Origin of the sequence: Bowmanella denitrificans (assembly GCF_039522935.1) — a bacterium.
Lineage (GTDB): Bacteria > Pseudomonadota > Gammaproteobacteria > Enterobacterales > Alteromonadaceae > Bowmanella > Bowmanella denitrificans.
In genome coordinates this window covers 307,821-325,246 of record NZ_BAAAEI010000023.1, presented here as the reverse complement: position 1 = coordinate 325,246, position 17,426 = coordinate 307,821, and the positions used below count along the sequence as shown (strand labels likewise).

General features: G+C 46.0%; 15 protein-coding genes. 5 read left to right on the top strand and 10 right to left on the bottom strand.

Annotated features, from left to right (window positions below; genetic code table 11):
* From prsK to ABD028_RS19000, 6 genes are all read right to left on the bottom strand, one after another.
* Positions 1-2,043, bottom strand: a complete 2,043-nt coding sequence (gene prsK, locus ABD028_RS19025; protein ID WP_343847161.1) for an XrtA/PEP-CTERM system histidine kinase PrsK — start codon at positions 2,041-2,043, stop codon at positions 1-3.
* 31 nt (positions 2,044-2,074) lie between these two features.
* Positions 2,075-3,184, bottom strand: a complete 1,110-nt coding sequence (locus ABD028_RS19020; RefSeq protein WP_343847043.1) for a nucleotidyltransferase domain-containing protein — start codon at positions 3,182-3,184, stop codon at positions 2,075-2,077.
* Complete coding sequence (locus tag ABD028_RS19015; protein ID WP_343847042.1) at positions 3,177-4,049, bottom strand: HprK-related kinase A; 873 nt, start codon at positions 4,047-4,049, stop codon at positions 3,177-3,179. Before ABD028_RS19015 ends, ABD028_RS19020 begins: the two co-directional genes overlap by 8 nt.
* Positions 4,049-4,321: a hypothetical protein gene (locus tag ABD028_RS19010; RefSeq protein ID WP_343847041.1), complete on the bottom strand. Its 273-nt coding sequence runs from the start codon at positions 4,319-4,321 to the stop codon at positions 4,049-4,051. Before ABD028_RS19010 ends, ABD028_RS19015 begins: the two co-directional genes overlap by 1 nt.
* 3 nt (positions 4,322-4,324) lie before the next feature.
* Complete coding sequence (locus tag ABD028_RS19005) at positions 4,325-5,032, bottom strand: hypothetical protein (RefSeq protein ID WP_343847040.1); 708 nt, start codon at positions 5,030-5,032, stop codon at positions 4,325-4,327.
* 132 nt (positions 5,033-5,164) lie between these two features.
* Positions 5,165-5,923, bottom strand: coding sequence for a S1 family peptidase (locus ABD028_RS19000; protein WP_343847039.1), 759 nt, complete (start codon positions 5,921-5,923; stop codon positions 5,165-5,167).
* 80 nt (positions 5,924-6,003) lie between these two features.
* Between ABD028_RS19000 and ABD028_RS18995 the strand changes: the two genes are divergently transcribed.
* The 4 genes from ABD028_RS18995 (at position 6,004) to ABD028_RS18980 (ending at position 9,859) form a co-directional block, all read left to right on the top strand.
* Positions 6,004-6,774 carry a YdcF family protein gene (locus ABD028_RS18995; protein WP_343847038.1) on the top strand — a complete coding sequence of 257 codons (771 nt, stop codon included), beginning with the start codon at positions 6,004-6,006 and terminating at the stop codon, positions 6,772-6,774.
* Between the two features lie 351 nt (positions 6,775-7,125).
* Positions 7,126-7,893: a PEP-CTERM/exosortase system-associated acyltransferase gene (locus ABD028_RS18990; RefSeq protein WP_343847037.1), complete on the top strand. Its 768-nt coding sequence runs from the start codon at positions 7,126-7,128 to the stop codon at positions 7,891-7,893.
* A gap of 11 nt (positions 7,894-7,904) precedes the next feature.
* Positions 7,905-8,771, top strand: coding sequence for a ThiF family adenylyltransferase (locus tag ABD028_RS18985; protein WP_343847036.1), 867 nt, complete (start codon positions 7,905-7,907; stop codon positions 8,769-8,771).
* Positions 8,772-8,800: 29 nt separating this feature from the next.
* Positions 8,801-9,859, top strand: coding sequence for a nitroreductase family protein (locus tag ABD028_RS18980; protein WP_343847035.1), 1,059 nt, complete (start codon positions 8,801-8,803; stop codon positions 9,857-9,859).
* A gap of 90 nt (positions 9,860-9,949) precedes the next feature.
* Here ABD028_RS18980 and ABD028_RS18975 read toward each other — a convergent pair whose 3' ends face one another.
* Positions 9,950-10,798, bottom strand: a complete 849-nt coding sequence (locus ABD028_RS18975; RefSeq protein ID WP_343847034.1) for a PEP-CTERM sorting domain-containing protein — start codon at positions 10,796-10,798, stop codon at positions 9,950-9,952.
* A gap of 323 nt (positions 10,799-11,121) precedes the next feature.
* Here ABD028_RS18975 and ABD028_RS18970 point away from each other — a divergent pair, with 323 nt between their 5' ends.
* The gene (locus ABD028_RS18970) at positions 11,122-11,979 is read left to right on the top strand and encodes a prephenate dehydratase (RefSeq protein ID WP_343847033.1); all 858 of its coding nucleotides are present in this window, start codon (positions 11,122-11,124) and stop codon (positions 11,977-11,979) included.
* A gap of 190 nt (positions 11,980-12,169) precedes the next feature.
* Here ABD028_RS18970 and pepA read toward each other — a convergent pair whose 3' ends face one another.
* The 3 genes from pepA to wecC all read right to left on the bottom strand — a co-directional run bounded on the left by pepA (position 12,170) and on the right by wecC (position 17,426).
* The gene (pepA, locus tag ABD028_RS18965) at positions 12,170-13,027 is read right to left on the bottom strand and encodes a flocculation-associated PEP-CTERM protein PepA (protein WP_343847032.1); all 858 of its coding nucleotides are present in this window, start codon (positions 13,025-13,027) and stop codon (positions 12,170-12,172) included.
* A 179-nt stretch (positions 13,028-13,206) separates the two neighbouring features.
* Positions 13,207-15,963, bottom strand: coding sequence for an XrtA/PEP-CTERM system TPR-repeat protein PrsT (gene prsT, locus ABD028_RS18960; protein WP_343847031.1), 2,757 nt, complete (start codon positions 15,961-15,963; stop codon positions 13,207-13,209).
* Between the two features lie 218 nt (positions 15,964-16,181).
* On the bottom strand, positions 16,182-17,426 hold the full coding sequence (gene wecC, locus ABD028_RS18955; RefSeq protein ID WP_343847030.1) for a UDP-N-acetyl-D-mannosamine dehydrogenase: 1,245 nt from the start codon (positions 17,424-17,426) through the stop codon (positions 16,182-16,184).

Sequence of the window (17,426 nt, the reverse complement as noted above, 5' to 3'; positions counted from 1 at the left end):
CTATTCTTCAATGGCGGCAGTCTCGGGCAGATATAAACTAAATCTGCTCCCCTGCCCAACTTGGCTGGCTACCGCTATACGCCCGCCGATTTTTTCTATGTAGTTTTTGGCGTCATAGGCACCGATGCCCATACCAGCATTGCCTTTGGTGGTATCAAAGGGCTTGAATAAACGGGTGGCAATAAAGTCTTCTGTCATACCACAGCCGTTATCAATAATTTCCACAAATGCGCCTGGCTCTGTGTCCGCCGCACTGACTTTAACCTGCACCTCTCCAGCATCGTCGGTGGCCTGTTGCGCATTACTAATCAGGTGATACAAAACATTGCTGAACTTTTCTTCATCGATACTCAGCTCTATGTCGTCCTGCACCTCAACCAATGGAATCGGCAACAAACTCTGGCACCGCTCTTCCACGACTTTTTGAACCAGTTTGCCTAGGTTAAGGGTGCGATTGCTACTGGGCAAGGCTTCTTTCTTCTCAGTCAGTTGTCTGAGCATTCGTTCCATACGTGTTTTAGTGTGCTCCAGCGTTTCAAAAGTATCTTCGATAAATTCAGGGTTATGTTTATGCTGCTGGGCATTGCACAGGATCAGATCGATTTGTGCCAGTACATTTTTTAGGTCATGCAGTACAAAAGCCGACATACGGTTGAATGCAGCAAATTGGGCGTTCTCGGCTAATTCCTTGGCGGCTTCGTAATGAAACAAATAGTTGGCCACCTGAGCAATCACCGCATTCAGGTAGTCGCGCAGTTCCCAGTCAAGACGAATTCGCTGCTCCTTATCGGCGTACAAAAGCGCCAGCCCCCATAAATGGCTATCCTGATAAATCGGCAGAACCAGTTGAAAGTGGCATTGATTAAGTGTGGCGTGATTTATCTTCAACCCCTCATAATTAAAGGGTTTTACCCGCAGTTCCTCAATATCCACCAGCCAGCGTTTATTTTGCATAAACTCGCTTAACTGTTCGATGACACTCTTTTCTACGTCATTCAGTGACGAGCTGCCCACCACACTGACCTGCTCAAATCGTTTGCCCTGCAACTTGAGTAACATGCCACCTGAATAATCTATGGCGTTCATCAGACTATGCAGACCGTCATCATAAACCTGCTGCAGATTCTTGTTAGAAGCGTTTAATGCCTGAGACAGTTTCAGCCATTCTTCGCGATAGTCGTACTGGTTGGCAAAGAAGTGCTTGGTTATAAATACCCTGACCCGGGTTCTAAAACTGTTGGACAGCAGTAAGGTAACCAGCAGAGTTAACGATAAGAATGCTAATGCTACTTGTACCGCGCCACTCCAATCACCGCCAATATAACGGACGGCATAGCCCACCATCGCCATGATAAACAAATAGCCCCCTGCCACCAGCAGCAAAGAACTGTGTAGAACGACATCACGGGAGATAAAGATTTCGATGCCCCAGTGTTTAATACGCCTGACGGCAATAATCAGCGCTGGCAGCAACAAAGCATATACAAAGCCTCTGGCGGCCCAAAACACCGGGTCAAGTTGGTTGACCATAGTGGCGTCAGCATACATCACAAAATCAAATAAACTGGTAGCACCCAGATAGATGACCAATGGTTTATAGTGCCAACGATCGTCGCCAGCCTGGCGATAGAGGGTTTCAAGAAGAACCATGACTTGCAACGCCAATACGGTCTGCAGCAGGTAAAGCCACTTGGCCCCAGCCACACCGGATAGACACAGGCCAATATAAAGCAATGCTGGCGACAACACCAACAAGGTAAATGGCGTACGGATTAAGGCGCGAAAACTTTGCTGATTCTTACCAAGTACTGCACAGATAAATAATAACCACAGCAGCCCCTTTACCCCGTCAGCCAACATCACCTGATGAAAACTGACTTTATCCAACGCCAGGCCCAATTGCAGGGTTGCTAACAGCAGAGATCCCAAAACACCAAACATAAGAAGGCGCTTTGCCGTTCCAGGTTTTCTGACTGTCAGCAGCAGCATAAACAGCAGGCCATTTCCCAATGCAGTCAATGCATATCCAGACAGTCCAACCAACCCCATGCTCATGTTGTGTTCTCTCTTGTTATTATGCACCAGCTTGATGTCGGTTTTTATACCAGTCAAGCAAGGGTTTTACCCACATTTTACGGATTAAATGCATGACCAGTATAGTAACTGGCATCTTCATCCAATGACTGCGCAGGAATAACCCGAATAACGCCACCCTTTGTCCAACTAACCGGCAAGACGGGTGATGCGGTTGCAAGGCTCGGTAATGCATAAATCGTAGCAAGCCTCTAACAAAAGGACTTGGTGCTGATTTGCCACTGGTAAGCTGCGTATATAAAGGGTTGGAAACCTCGAGGCTAAATATCGCCTCCAGCACGTCCAGGCAATATAACAATATTCGCTCCAAGCCCAATTGTTGTGCACGCTCAACCAATGAGGGCAAGAAGGTCGATGATAGCTGACTATGCTGAACAATCAGCAAGTAGATGTCACTGATGTCCCGAAAACCATGTTCAAATTCTCCGTTTAACAGCAAGTGGGCGGCACTGTGCAAGATCCGATCTTGTGCCGCCAGAGTATTAAATCCATTGTTCGCCGTTTGCACGTTTTTGTGTAACAACCCGGCGTTTAGCTTGATGCGTCCAATCAGAGGTAATAGGTTATGGTGTACGTCCAGCGCAGTGCCGCGCTCGATATGGATCAGCGGTGGAATCTCATGCATCCACTGGCGATAATATTTTTCATCATAGTCATCCTTTTCAGCAAATTCCCAGCCATGCCAACCCAGTACTTGCTCCACCTTTGGCAATGATGCTTTAGGCACAAAAATGTCAACGTCGCTGAAGACCCGCCCCTGGTGGCAATCATCGTCACAAACCAGATACGCCGCCCCCTTTAGAAATACCGGTTGAATACCCGTCATATGCAGGGCCTCTCGTATCAGGCTAACTTCTCGCAGCACGTTTTTTTTATGCATCTGCGCAAAGCGACTGGCTGATTGGAAGTGCCAACGACAACCCTCAGGAATATGCTCCTCTAACGCATCCCGCTCAAATAACCATTGCAGTCTGGCCAACACGCCAGCACTGTATGCCTGCTGAATCAGGATATCCCAGTCGGTCAGGCAAAACTGTTGCACCATTGGAGGTTGACAAATACATTGAGACAGCAGACTAGGCTTAGGCATCGGCAATCAACTCGTCGCAGAGTTGTAGCGCGTTAGACAGATTGCCGTCATACACAAAATCAAAACAGGCTACGTGCTGCATGGTCCTTACCAGGGCATCAAAGCCAGCCCGCCCCAGAATATGGTAGTTAAAACTGTTTTCCACTAATCGCATAAAAGCTGTGCCGATGCTTACCGCTGCCAATTTAGTGGCCGCACCTTGCTGATATCTTGGGAAAACAATTAGAGCCGGCGTGGCATCCTGCTGCCAGGCTTGCACAGACAATGTGGGGGGCCGCATATGCGCCACAGTGCCTTTAATTGTGTCTTTTACCGAAGGTGTGAAAGCCTCACCCGCAGAAAACTCCTTAATGATATCGATGGAGCGGTTCTTCAAACTGACCGGCCGGGGATTTGGATGCACTTTAGCCTGATTCAAATTGACTAATGCCAGTTCATCGGAGAACAACCGCCAGCCTCCCTGAGTTACCAACGCGGCACACAACGTGCTTTTTCCAGAGCCTGGAGCGCCCGGCAAAATCAACACCTTACCTTGCTTCTCCACTACTGCCGCATGGACCACCAAGTACTGATGACAGTGCTGGGTTACGCACCAGTTCAATCCCCATTCCAAAAGCGGGAAAGCATGCGCGTAAGGCAATGGCGCAAAGGGGGAAATGCTATTGTGGCTGAAAACAACCTGAGGTTTCCACCATCTCTGACGTAAAATACTGATATGAAAATCACTGAAGCACTGAGCAGTACGCGGTACTGAAGGATAAAGCAACGTCAGGCCATCCCTGACCTCTGAAATATCGGTTGTTATCGACGCAGTAAATCGCCCCGCTTGCAAAAGAATTGCAGAAGCTTCCTCCCTTTGCACCATCACTCGCCCAATTTAATCAACTTCAATTCAAGCAATTGTTCGAGAGTATCACGAAAATGAGCAGGTGCGAGCATTTGTGAGCAGGTACGCTCCAGAACGTCTGTATGAATACCAGGGGATTGAGCAATAGTTTGCAGAAGCTTACCGCTTGATAAATTCAAACAGAAAGTCCGTGCACCATCATCGTCATACACCATGCATTCATCATCTGCTGTAAAAAAAAATGACAAATCTGCAGGACAGCTAACGACAATTAAGAACGGAGGAGTCACCGCTTATCCAGACAATCCAATGAAGAAACGAAGCAGATCAGACGATGAAGGTACCTGCAATTGCGCACCAGACACCGCATAGTAAGAACTCTGGCCAAACTTACAGGCATTGTACAAGCCTGTCACATCATCCGGGTCAATCTTGGACGAGTCGCCGAAACGCCCCCAACCATGCTTCAAGGCATTCATATAAGCGGCCATGGCATATTGTTCTAATTCACCCACGTTGCCTCGAAGTGCCGTTTCTACGCAACAATTGTACGGACCGGCCGAAAACACATCTCTGAATTGTGTCTCATGACCACTGCCCTGACAATTAAACCAGGCTTTGTAATTGTTGCGGCAGGTTCTTCGTACACTGTAACTTTGGCCGATACCGTCCATACCATATTCCGGCCAACGCGGAATTAAGCCCACCAGTTTCCAGTCTGCATAACAATTATTTTCGTAAGGTTTCTTCCAATAGTCCTTGCTGAAACCACCGCATGTAGAATGCGTATAGTGACGGCTGACACCAGATGGATTGGCAGACATAAAACCGGAAGGGTTACACACTTTCCCTGTAGCCATCACCGGCTTGCTGATAACACTTAATACAACAGGAGCAGCAGCGCCAAGTATAAACCGACGTCTGGCGTTACCTTTGCCGGCCCCACTATCTGACGGAGTTTGTTGCGTTACTTCATTCTGTGAAGACTGCTTATCGCTCATACTCAGTTGCTCGTTATGTTATTGCAATACCGTTAGACATATGAAATGCACTTTTCGTGCCACCAAATAAAGCCCTGATAAATAAGACTAAAATCAAACTTACAGCACATCAGTGTAAAAAAAACCGACGTTCTATTGACTCACTTCAGCCAACAAGTCACGCAGATATTTTACTGGGATAGCATAAGTGATTCCACTGGGAGCAGACAAGGCTGATTCTTTGCTTTCTTTAACAAAAACCTTGTTAATGATCGCCACCACTTCCCCGGTACTGACGTTATAGACAGGGCTGCCACTATTTCCAGGATATGCGGTTGCATCCAATTGATACACCATAAAGGGTTCGCGCAATCTTTTCAGCACCTCAAGGCTTAACTGTTGGGCATTGGCGCTGGGGGTGACCACTGGAGTGGTTGCTGCCACCATGCCTTTATGGGTAGCTGGATATAAACCTAATACGGCACCAATAGGATAACCGGTAAAAGCCACATCCCTGCCGTCTGGCAAACGATCTTCACCTGATAATGAAAGCACACTAGCAACCTTCTGCTCTATGCGGAGGATCGCTAGATCATGGGCGGGGTCTGTTTTAACAATCTCGGCCTGATTAATTTGCGGGTTATTGCCGGTACCGATAAAGACCACCCGCCGCTGCTGGCTCCCTTCCTCCAATGCGCGCTCAACCACATGGAAGTTAGTTGCCACCAAGGTACCGTCGCCAATGACAAACCCCGTACCTTGCAACTGACTGCGAGGTGTTCCTATCGGATCAAAGATTCCCACCCCGACAACTGCGTTTTTGGCTTTAGCCACGACCACTTCGAAATCATCCGCCAAGGTAAAGGTCGAAAACAACCATACCGCTATGAAAAACAATGCTTTACCTTTCATTTCCGCTCCTGCAAGCTAACATTCAACACGTTGCGAAAAGACTAACAGCTTTCAGATCATAAGGCTAAGAGGCTGATTACATGACAGATAGCCTTTTTTTTTGGCTCAAGGAGCTGGTGCACTTTCTGATTGTACCATTCAATACCTTTTGGATACTGCTGGTCACAGCTTTAATACTGAAGCTATTCAACCATAAGTCCAAGTGGACTTCGCGGTTAAATATCATAGCAGTGCTATTTATTCTTTGGTGTAGCCTGCCGGTCACCAGCAACTGGATGCTTGCTCCGTTAGAAAACAGATACCCAGTAGTTAAGGAAGATAACCCGATTTGGAAGCGCGCAGATGCTATTTTGGTGCTGGGGTGCCGCCACTATGAACAACCTGATGGCGTATTTGCTGACCAATGGCACGCCTGCTCGTTAGCGCGGAATCTTCAGGCAGCAATTATGTATCGGGAACACAACATTCCTATCATCGTCTCTGGTGGATTGCTGGCGAATCGCCAACTAACAGAAGCCGAAGCAAATCGGTACTTTCTACTCAAACTTGGTATTCCTGCCGAAAAAATTGTCATGTCACCGTCAGGCCTCAACACTCAACAGGAAACTGCGGCATTGCGGGAGTTGCTATATGGGAAAACGGTTGCTTTAGTAACATCCGCCAGTCATCAGCTTCGGGCTAAACGCCATCTGGAATTACAGTCTGTCAGGGTCATTCCTATCCCGGTTGACTTCCTGAGTGAGAATGGAGATCTATGGGCAGGTCCAGATCTGAAAAGTTTGGCGCGCAGTCACAGGGCATTCTATGAGTGGCTGGGGCTGGCTCAACAGTATTTTTCTGTCCACTTGTAAGCACGGAAAAAAAATGCAAAATGGGATCATGAGGTTTAAAAAATATTATCGGTTGGTTATTCAATTGTATAACAATAACAACGTTTTTGACTCATTGACTTCTGTAAGAAAGATGGGCAAAGCTGTGAATCAAATGCTATACCAAGGAAGGACCGTTTCTAACATAGAAGAAGCCTGTTAACTTGCTCTTCCAGAGAATTGGAGCGACCAGCTAGAGAATATATTTCTCTTGCTCGATATGAAACACATTCGTTCACAACTAATTGTAAGATAAGCTATTTACGTTGTATTCTTGAGGGCAACATCGTGTTTCAACAAAATAGCATTTAAATTCATTTGGAACAGACGGTAATGAGCACTTCTACAGTCGCTGAGAATTTCGATAAGTACTTTGCAATTAAGTTTGTCAATACGGATGCGTTGCGGAAGGAGTCGTACCGCATAAGACATTCTGTTTATTGCGATGAAATGGGCTGGTTGGCATCAAGTGAGGATGGTCTGGAAACGGATGAATGTGATGCTTACTCATTTTCCTTACTACTTGAGCACAAACGCACTGGGGTGTATGCAGGTACAGTCCGATTGGTGATACCTCCGGTTACTAATCCGGAAAAAAAGCTGCCTTTTGAATTGCATGGTCTGGAACATGTGCAAAAAGACGTGATCGACTCTACAAAATTATCCAGGGGGACTTTCGGTGAAATATCCAGACTGGCCGTTTCCCGAGATTTTCGTCGTCGCGAAGGGGAGCAAAAGCAAGCATTTGTGATTAACGAAATGCGTGGTGCGAAAAAAGAAAAATTTGCAGAAGAAGAAAGAAGGAATTTTCCCAACATAGCTATTGGACTGTATTTAGGCATTATAGCCTTGGAAAACATGTGCAATCACTCTCAAATGTTCGTAGTGGTTGAACCTCGTTTGAAAAAGCGCCTACAACGGCTCGGTCTTGAATTTATTCAATGTGGTGAAGAACATTTTTACCATGGTATCAGGGCGCTTTTTTATTTACCCAGAGAGCACTTTACTTCCAACTTAAATACCGAGATGTTGGAGTTATACCAACTGCTTGAAGACAGTCTGCGCAAACAAGTGACTCTCTATCCCTATCTAAACATGTGAAGATAATGCATATGCAAACACCTACATTCGACTATGAAAATGCCTTTTCCAGAAATATTGGTTGGTTTACTGAATCTGAACAAGCCGAATTGAAAGATAAATGTGTTGCCATTGCAGGATGTGGTGGAGTGGGTGGAATTCATACACTCACCATGGCACGTCTTGGTATTGGCCGTTTTAAACTGGCTGATTTTGACGATTTTGGTATTGAAAACTTCAATCGCCAGGTTGGAGCAACTATGGACACCGTTGGTTTACCGAAACTGGACGTGACGCAAAAGTCGGTCAAAGGTATCAATCCCGATGCCTATTGTGAAGTCTATCCCAAAGGGATCAATGACGAAAACATAGACGTCTTCCTTGATGGCGCAGACTTATATATTGATAGTTTGGACTTTTTTGCCATGCCTCCTCGTCGTCTGGTGTTCCAAGCCTGCGCAGACAAAGGGATCCCTGCAGTTACTGCTGCACCACTAGGAATGGGTACGGCATTTCTTTGTTTCCTGCCAGGAAAAATGACCTTCGAAGAATACTTTGGCATGGAGGGGAGATCTGAATTGGAGCAGTTTCTGCGCTTTTATATAGGTCTGGCCCCAAATGCATTGCATGCGAATTATCTTGTCGATCCAACCAGACTAGATCTGGCAGCTAAAAAAGGGCCTTCAACAATAACGGGCTGCACCATGTGTGCAGGGGTCGCTTCAGCATATGCGGCAAAAATCTTGCTTAACAGAGGTCCCTTAATTCATGCACCCGAAGGGGTTCACTGGGATCCCTATGTTGAACAACGAACGGTAAGTTGTTTAGAGGGCGGACACTTAAATCCAGATTTTCAAAAGAAATTAGCTGAATTGAAACCCGTATTTGGCATTGAGTAGTATTTCCTTCACTAGCACTGGGATTTGTTATGGACCTTCAATTAGTTAATCGCGTGTTGGAAATTGCCCGTTTTTACCCAAGTGGTGATAACAGCCAACCTTTCAGGTTTCGTTTGGTCGGCTCAGAACTGCATATCGATTATTATGAGCCTGCAGCACGTCATACCTTAATCTATGACGATATGCTTATCCTTCTTACCCTGGGTGGACTATTGCACTACGTGAAAACAGGCTTTGCTCAGCAAAACAAGGCGATAAACTTAAGCCTGCAACTTGATGGGTTTAGTGCACTAGAATCATCAAATAGCATCGTCGTTGTGACATTAGCACAATCCGGTGACATCCCTACAGAGAGGCATGACCTTAGAGGCAGGGTGACTGACAGGCGCCCCTATCAGCCTTTCCACACCATAGATATTAATACAGATACCGTTAATTCACAATCGAAGCATCTTCGCTGCGATGCATGGATAAATGCGCCAGAGCAACTACTGCATTTTTTTGCCATGTGCGACAGTTTAGTGTGGGAGTCGAAAAATTTAGCACTTGATATAATCAAGTCGGTTTCCTTTGCGAATGAAAGCCCCAAAAGAGGACTTCCGTGGCGCAATCTGGGGGTGAGTTATGGTGAAACTATCCCTATTCGCCTGGTACAAAAATATCCGTCGCTGTATTCGCTATTTGCCCCTTTGGTGAAAGTTGGAATGAATCAGTCTCAACGCAAGCTGTGGGGTTCAAGCAGTAGCTTTCTGCTTTTTAGCTTTGATAAGGACCTGTCCAATCACAGCATTGTTGATGCCTACCAGGATATGATGAAATTTCTGACCGAGCTCAACCAACAAGGATACCATTATCAACCCTCAACAATGAGCACGGAAGTACTCAATATACCGTTAAAATCCCCTAACCTTACTGACAGCGCAGGCTTGAATGTTGAACCATTCTTAAATGACATTTCATCACTACGTCAAGAATTAAGGCTCGAAGGGCGACTGGTTGGCTGGATTGTCAGAATTGGTAAACCTGTGGCGGATTTCCCACGAGAGGCCAGAACCAATAGGCTGGATGTCAGTGAAATACTGAAGTAATAGCCCGATTGAATGCATGCCAAAGGCGAAGGTAAGCCGAGATTACCCAAAAAAAACCGCACTTAAGTGCGGTTTTTTTGGATGCTGTTGTTAAGAACGGCGACGAACCATCCCCATAGCAAATAAGCCAAGACCAAGTATCGCGATACCCGCAGGCTCTGGCACCAGGATCCTTGCGGAGCCGTCGTGCTGAACAGAGAAAGTCTGGCTAGTACCGGCTCCACCAGGGAATATAAAGCTAAGTGCAGGAGCAAACTCGTCTACGTTGATATCAAATTCCACCGTTAGTGGCGTGACGCCTATCAGAGAGTTCAGGTCAGTTCCGTTGTGTGCAAAAATACCGGCAATAGGACTAAAATCACTGGTGAGTAGGCATGATCCCAATACATCACCAGCTGCCACAGTGCTCGAACTGACAACACTACAACCATTGCTACCAACCAGGGAATCGGAACTTAGCAATGTGGCGCCACCTTGCAGACCTGGGGCCATATCGGGATCGTAGTAGAATTCCATAAGGCTACTAACATTCTCGAAGCTCACCACGCCAGCCAATTGAGGATTGCCAAACGCATCAACGCCAATAGCAAAGGAAGTCATTCCTGAAACTGTTAGGTCAAAGAACAACTGATATTCTGTGTTTAAACCAGTAATAGTTGGGTCGATAGGAGTTTGGGTAGTGCCACTTTCAGTGTTGAAGCTCACAGTCCCGGTCAGACTGAACTCCATAAACTCATTCAGACCTGTTAAGTCACCACTAAGATCCGTGTCTTCCACAGTAACACTGGTTGCAAATGACAGAAGACTGATACTGTCAAAATCAAAGATGTTGTCTCCGCCCAGAGAAGTGTCATCAAAAGTAATTGTTGCTGCCTGCGCTGCGCCACCAAAGGCCAACAGTCCAGCAGCGATGAGCGATTTAGTTAAACGTTTAGTCATCACAAAACCCTTATATAAACGGTAAATTGTACGTGCTCGTTTTACTACTACTCAAACTTACTTCAGCACATTCCCAAAAAGTATCAGCAATTTAAATGCCATTATTAATTACCTATAAATATCAACACCTTAGATAATGGAGGTTTTTTTAAATCTCAAATTTGTTAAATAAACCGACACTCTCATGATACCTACTCAATATTCTTAAAATAACAAGATTGCTCCCGCTCTCCATATACAATCTCTCATGACACGTCGTGGATATTTGACTTTTTGCATGCCTTTACGCATAGATAGATATTGGTCAAAAACAGGTCGGTCTGATGAGCCACATATATGATGCAAAAAACATAATATCTTTCCAAGGTTTGCCCGGCGCGTACTCGCACATGTCATGCAAGGCAAAATGCCCCAACATGACTCCCCTGTCCTGTAATAGTTTCGAAGACGCTATGACAGCCGTAGAAGATGGTCGGGCGCAGCTAGCAATGATACCAATAGAGAATTCTACTGCCGGTAGAGTCGCTGACATACATCATTTACTGCCAGAGAGCAGTTTGTATATTGTTGGAGAGCACTTTGAGTCAATCAATCATTGCCTTCTCGCTATTCCGGGCGCAACCGAAAGTGACATAAAAGTGGTCAGAAGCCACGTACAGGCTTTGTCACAGTGCCGACAGATGATAAAGCACTTGAAGATTACACCGGAAAACTATTTCGATACTGCCAGCAGTGCACGCCATATAGCCGAACTAAATGATAAGTCTGTAGCTGCAATTGCCAGCTCGCTAGCCGCCGAAGAATATGGCCTAAAAGTACTGCGCGCAAATATTCAGGACAAAGGAGGCAATACTACGAGATTTGTATTGCTAGCAAAGCGGCCGATAAATCCTGACATGCTTGATGGACCGGTTATGACAACCTTTACCTTTGAAGTCACAAATAAGCCTGCTGGTTTGTTCAAAGCGTTGGGGGGATTTGCAACCGAAGGGGTGAATATGACAAAGCTTGAGAGCTATCAAGCAGGAGAGAGCTTTACTGCCACCATGTTTTATGCGGACATTGAAGGCCATGAAGGAATGGCCAGTGTTGCGCGGGCGATGGAAGAACTCCGATATCACACTAAAAGAGTCAGAGTTTTTGGCACCTACCCACAAGAAAGGCCAAGAACACTGGGCTAGAGTGGGCTGCCGTCCTGTGCCTTGACCGCACAGTTATAGATAGAAGTAGATTTTACCATCTCTTTACTCTCAACTGATTTGTCGGTAAAGCAAAGGCCACTTAAGCGTCCTGAGAACAAAAACCCCGCAGTTGCGGGGTTTTATAACAATCAACTAATTTGCCAGGCTACCCAGCAAATAGTCCCAAACTTCACTTGCGGCGACGGGCCATTCCCAGGCCAAAAAGACCAAGGCCAAGAATAGCAATCGATGCCGGTTCAGGTACCACAATCTTTACAGAACCATCATGCTGAATAGTGAAGGTTTGGCTTGAGCCTGCTCCGCCAGGGAAAACAAATTCCAGCGCAGGGAAGAATCTGTCAACGTTAATGTCAAAGTCTAATGCCAGTGGCACTAAACCAATTAAGCTGTTCAAATCTCGACCCATTTCGTCAAAAAACACGCCACTGATCGGCTGAAATTCACTTCCCAACAAACAAGAGCCGAGGACGTCACCAGCTGCAACAGTACTGTTGCTGACAACACTACAACCGTTGTTACCCTTTAAGCCACCTGTACTAATCAGTGTCGCCGAACCCTGCATGCCCGCAGCAGTATCAGTGTCGTAATAAAGATCAATGCTGCTACCAATATTATTGAAATTAATCAGACCCGCCAATTGTGGGGCACCAAATGGGCTCAGACCGAGAGCAAAGGCTGCCGTTCCTGTCACAGTGAGGTCAAAGAATAACTGATATTCAGTATTCAGACCTGTGATAGTAGGGTCGATAGGCGACTGAGTGGTGCCAGACTCAGTATTGAAACTTACTGCACCAGTTAAACCAATTTCAACAAAGTTGCCTGGGCCCAGCAAAGTGCCGTCACCGTCAGTATCCTGAAGAGTTACCTGGGCGTTGTAAGACAACAGACTGATACTATCGAAGGAGAAGACATTGTCGCCCCCAAGACCAGTATCGTTAAAAGTGATAGTGCTTGCAGAAGCAAGACCAGAGAATGCCAGCAAACCTGCGGCAATTGTTGTTCTAGAGAAAATTTTTCCCGCGTTCATTTTGTTACCTCAACGTCAACAGCAAACGGGTTGCACTTTGAAAGCTTGCCAGCTTCCGTCCTTGATATTCCAAACTTAACATAGCAAACAATGGGCCAACCATTAAAAACACTTATTTTTCAAAACATTAAAAACTCACGCTGTTTGTGAAAAATTAAAATGTAAAAAAAGCTGACGTATCACTGGGCTCGAATTTTCTCTATCTGCTGCCGCTCTCCATCAGTTTTTGGGTTCAGTTTATTCAACACAGCCTCTGCCTTTTCCATATTATGATTGGCCTTAAGCACCGTGGCGTAATGTAAGGCAACTTCAATACTGTCCGAGTCGCGATGGGCCAGTTCCAGAAATTTCAATGACTCGGTTAGGTTCCCGTTTTTAAAATATGCCCAGCCTAGAGTATCTTTTACCTGTGGGATCTGATTATTACTGGCAAGGGCTTGCAACGCATATTCCAATGCCCTCTCGGGTTCACTGACTGCAAGATATGCCTGTGCCAGATTGTTTAGGTAAGCCACATTAACTGGCTTTTCCTTAAGAAGTTGGATATAGGTTGCCACCGCTTGGCGTGGATTAGATGTCAGTTGAACTTCGCCCAAATATGCAAGGGTAAATGTATTTACGCTGTAACGCTGATGGTAGTCTCTGAGTAATTTTTCAGCTTCCGCATGCTGCTGATTTGCCGCCAATCGACTAGCTACATTAACGGCGTTTACTGGATTGGGCGTACGCGCATAAATCCGGTAGTAATGTTCGATTTCCACATCAGATTGGCCTTTATTTGCGGCAATCCTGGCACGCGCTTTGTCTGCAGAATCACTGTAAATATTCTCGCTATCCAGCTTCCTGACCAGTAACTCGGCTTCTTCATAACGCCCTTTGAGTGTCATGAAATAAGCTTGGAGCTGCACAAAGAATAAATCCTCCGGAAAAATAGCGGCACCTTTGTTCGCAATATCCAGGGCAGAATCAAAATCCCGCTGCATCTCATACACTGTAATCAGGCGCTTGTACGAAGCAGGGATTTGCTTGGCCACTTCAATCAACTTCCGATAGCTCTCCTCCGCCGATTTATACTGGCCCTCTTTTAACTGAATTCCCCCCATCAAACTTAAATATCCAGGATGCTTCTTTTGCTCGGGTGACAGTTTGTTCAACAGTTTGGCAACTTGTATAGACTCTCCGAATGTGTCTAATATCCTTGCCAGCCCGAGGATGAGTTGTAGACTATCTGGGTGCTTTTCCAACGCCGCTTCAAGAGGCTTACGGGCCAGTAACAGATCGTTTGTCGTTTCTGCTATGCGGTGTAAATGCATAATCCCGATGTAATAGTCGGGTCGCACCAACAATACTCGCCCAAAGTAATCGGATGCAGTCTGATACTCTTTCTTAACAACATTTTGCAGCGCTAAATTAATGAGCGCGCCGATGTTCTGCGGGTTCAGTTCAACGGCTTTTTCAAAGGCTAGTGTCGATTCTTCAATACTGCCCTTACGTATCAGTGCAATCCCCTTTAAAAAATAAGCCATATCGCTGATGTCATTCACACTAAGCCACTGTTCAACGGCTTTAAATGCATCTTCATACCGCTCGGCACCAATATACTCAGATACCAGCAGATAACGGAATTGTTCTTGTTCGGGATTGTCTTTTACGGCTTTCTCAAGATCGTCGAATCCCGATTGGTCATTCAGGGAAAGCTTTAGAATACCTCTTTGGGAAAGCGTATTGGCTGATAAATTATCGCTATCAGCAAGCTTTTCTGATATCGCCCGTGCCTGCTCAATATCTCCCAATCGGACCAATTCGAAAGCGGTGGCAGTATAGAGTTCCGGTTCAAACTCGTCAGCCTTTTCCAACTGCTGTGCAAGTTCATCAATATATCCCAACTGCAAGCGCAATACCTGCAGAGTGCGTCGAGCCTGATGCGCTTTCGGGAGTTCCTCATAAATTTTTACAAGATGATTATAAGATTGCTCATAAGCTTCCAATCTGAAGGCGCTTAATCCAGCAACTAAACGTGCTCTTTTTAAGTTTGGATTAGCGGACAAAGCCAACTCTGCCATTGTCTTGGCACCTTCATAGTCCTGCCTTTCAAACTTGATGGTTGACATCAACATATTGGAAACAGGATCCATTCGATTGACCTTAAGCAGAGATAATAAATAGGACTCTGCTCGTTCAGGCTGATCGTCAAGAATCAAATTGTGCGCAAGATGCAACGCGAAATCAGGATTGGTAGGCCGAAGCTCGACAAGGCGTTGGTATATGTTTATAGCGTCCTTAGCTGCTCCAGTATTTTCGCTCAACAGCCCACTGAGCTCCAGTGCATCAACTTGTTCATTCCGAACCTCTAACACACTGCTTGCTAGTTGTTTTGCTTCTTCATAACGCTCTTCACTGTAAGCCAGCCACCCCTTTAGCAGCGTATTGTAAATAGAACCGGCAGCGGTTTTATCCAAATACTCGGAAAAAGGTGCTATCCGTTTGGGCAATCCTTTTTCAATGAAACTCTTAGCCACTAAAAACAAGCCATACTGAGTATCTTCATTGGATTGCTCGCGTGCTATCAGTTGTTGGGCATACTCTGAGGCCTCTTCGCTTTGCTTTAACTGAGCTTTCACTTGCAGAAGCAATGGGATCAGATCCTCTCCCTGATATTCTTGTTCTGCAGCTCTTTTCAATTCCTTTTCTGCACTGTCAAATTCGCTTAGAGAAATATAAATTCGTGCCAGAGACATACGCAGTTGAGCATTCGTTGGCGACTGACGGATGGCATTTTTCAATTCAATAACAGCTGCGCTTTTATCCCCAGCGGCGATAAAAGCCTGTGCATCATTCAGAGACTCTTCAGGTGTTTTTTGGGAACAACCTGATAGGAATGACATGATCATTACTGCCACTAAGGTTTTCTTTATCACTTTCATTTGGTTATCCATCTGACATTTTCCTGAGATTGAATGACTTTGCTGTGCCAATGCAGGGCAATTTTAGTCCATCTTGTCGTAAATAGAATTCACTGTCCATCAGCGCAATATCTGAAAAGGTAAAAAGGCAATGATGAATGAACGGCAACCCGGATAGGGGATAACAGCGTGATGCTTTGGTTATCCCCGGGTAGAATGACAGTTTGGCAGTTATGGCAATTTGGCCAACTTTATCTACTGAATATTCCTCGGGTATCCACCACAACCTTGGTATTGATATCACTGGAATGTAGGACTTTGAATGGTTTGTGATCCACCAACACCACCAGAACGTTGGCTATTTCGAGCGCCTGCTGTAAATTGACCAGTTCCACGCCCTGCCCCTGCAGCTTGGCGGGCAATTCATGAATATTCGGCTCTACGGCCAGGATCTGGCCAATATTGGCTTTAGCCAATTCACAGGTAATATCCAGCGCCGGGCTTTCACGTAAATCATCAATGTCCGCCTTAAATGCCAAACCTAAACACGCCACTACGGGGCGCTTAAATTGATCAGCTGCGGCTTTAACCTTGTCAATCACATATTCAGGTTTATGGTCATTAATTTCCCGCGCGGTACGGATAATCCGCGCTTCTTGCGGGGCTGAATCCACAATAAACCAGGGATCCACTGCGATACAATGCCCGCCAACCCCTGGTCCAGGACTGAGAATATTGACCCTTGGGTGACGATTGGCCAGCGCAATCAATTCCCACACATTGATTTTTAACTTGTCACAAATGATGGAAAGTTCATTAGCAAAAGCAATATTCACATCGCGGAAAGAGTTCTCGGTCAGCTTGGCCATTTCAGCCGTGCGGGCATTGGTGGAAATACACTCGCCGCGGACGAAGGTTTTATACAGTTCTGTGGCTTTTTCACAGCATTTATTAGTCATGCCACCAATGATTCTGTCATTGGATACCAGTTCTTCCAGCACTCTTCCCGGCAGCACACGCTCCGGGCAGTGGGCAACATACATATTGGGTTCAGCAGTAGAGGCACCAGGGAAATGTAAGTCTGGACGCTGTTCCTGTAGCCATGCAGCCAACTTCTCTGTGGCACCAACCGGAGAGGTAGACTCCAGGATCACCAGGTTGCCCTTTTCCAGCACTGGCGCAATGGCCTTAGCGGCAGCTTCGATATAGGAAAGATCCGGCTGATGACCTTCCTTAAAGGGCGTGGGTACGGCAATCATAAAGGCATCTGCGGGTTCGGGGGTCATGGATGCACGCAATTTGCCCATCGTCACCGCAGCTTGCACCACCATATCCAAATCAGGTTCCACGATATGAACCTTACCCTGATTAATGGTTTCCACAGCTTTTTGCGAGACATCAATACCAATAACTTCAATGCCCCGGGAAGCAATCACTGCTGCGGTTGGTAAACCTATATAGCCCAGTCCCACCACTGATACTTTCTTAAATGCCAT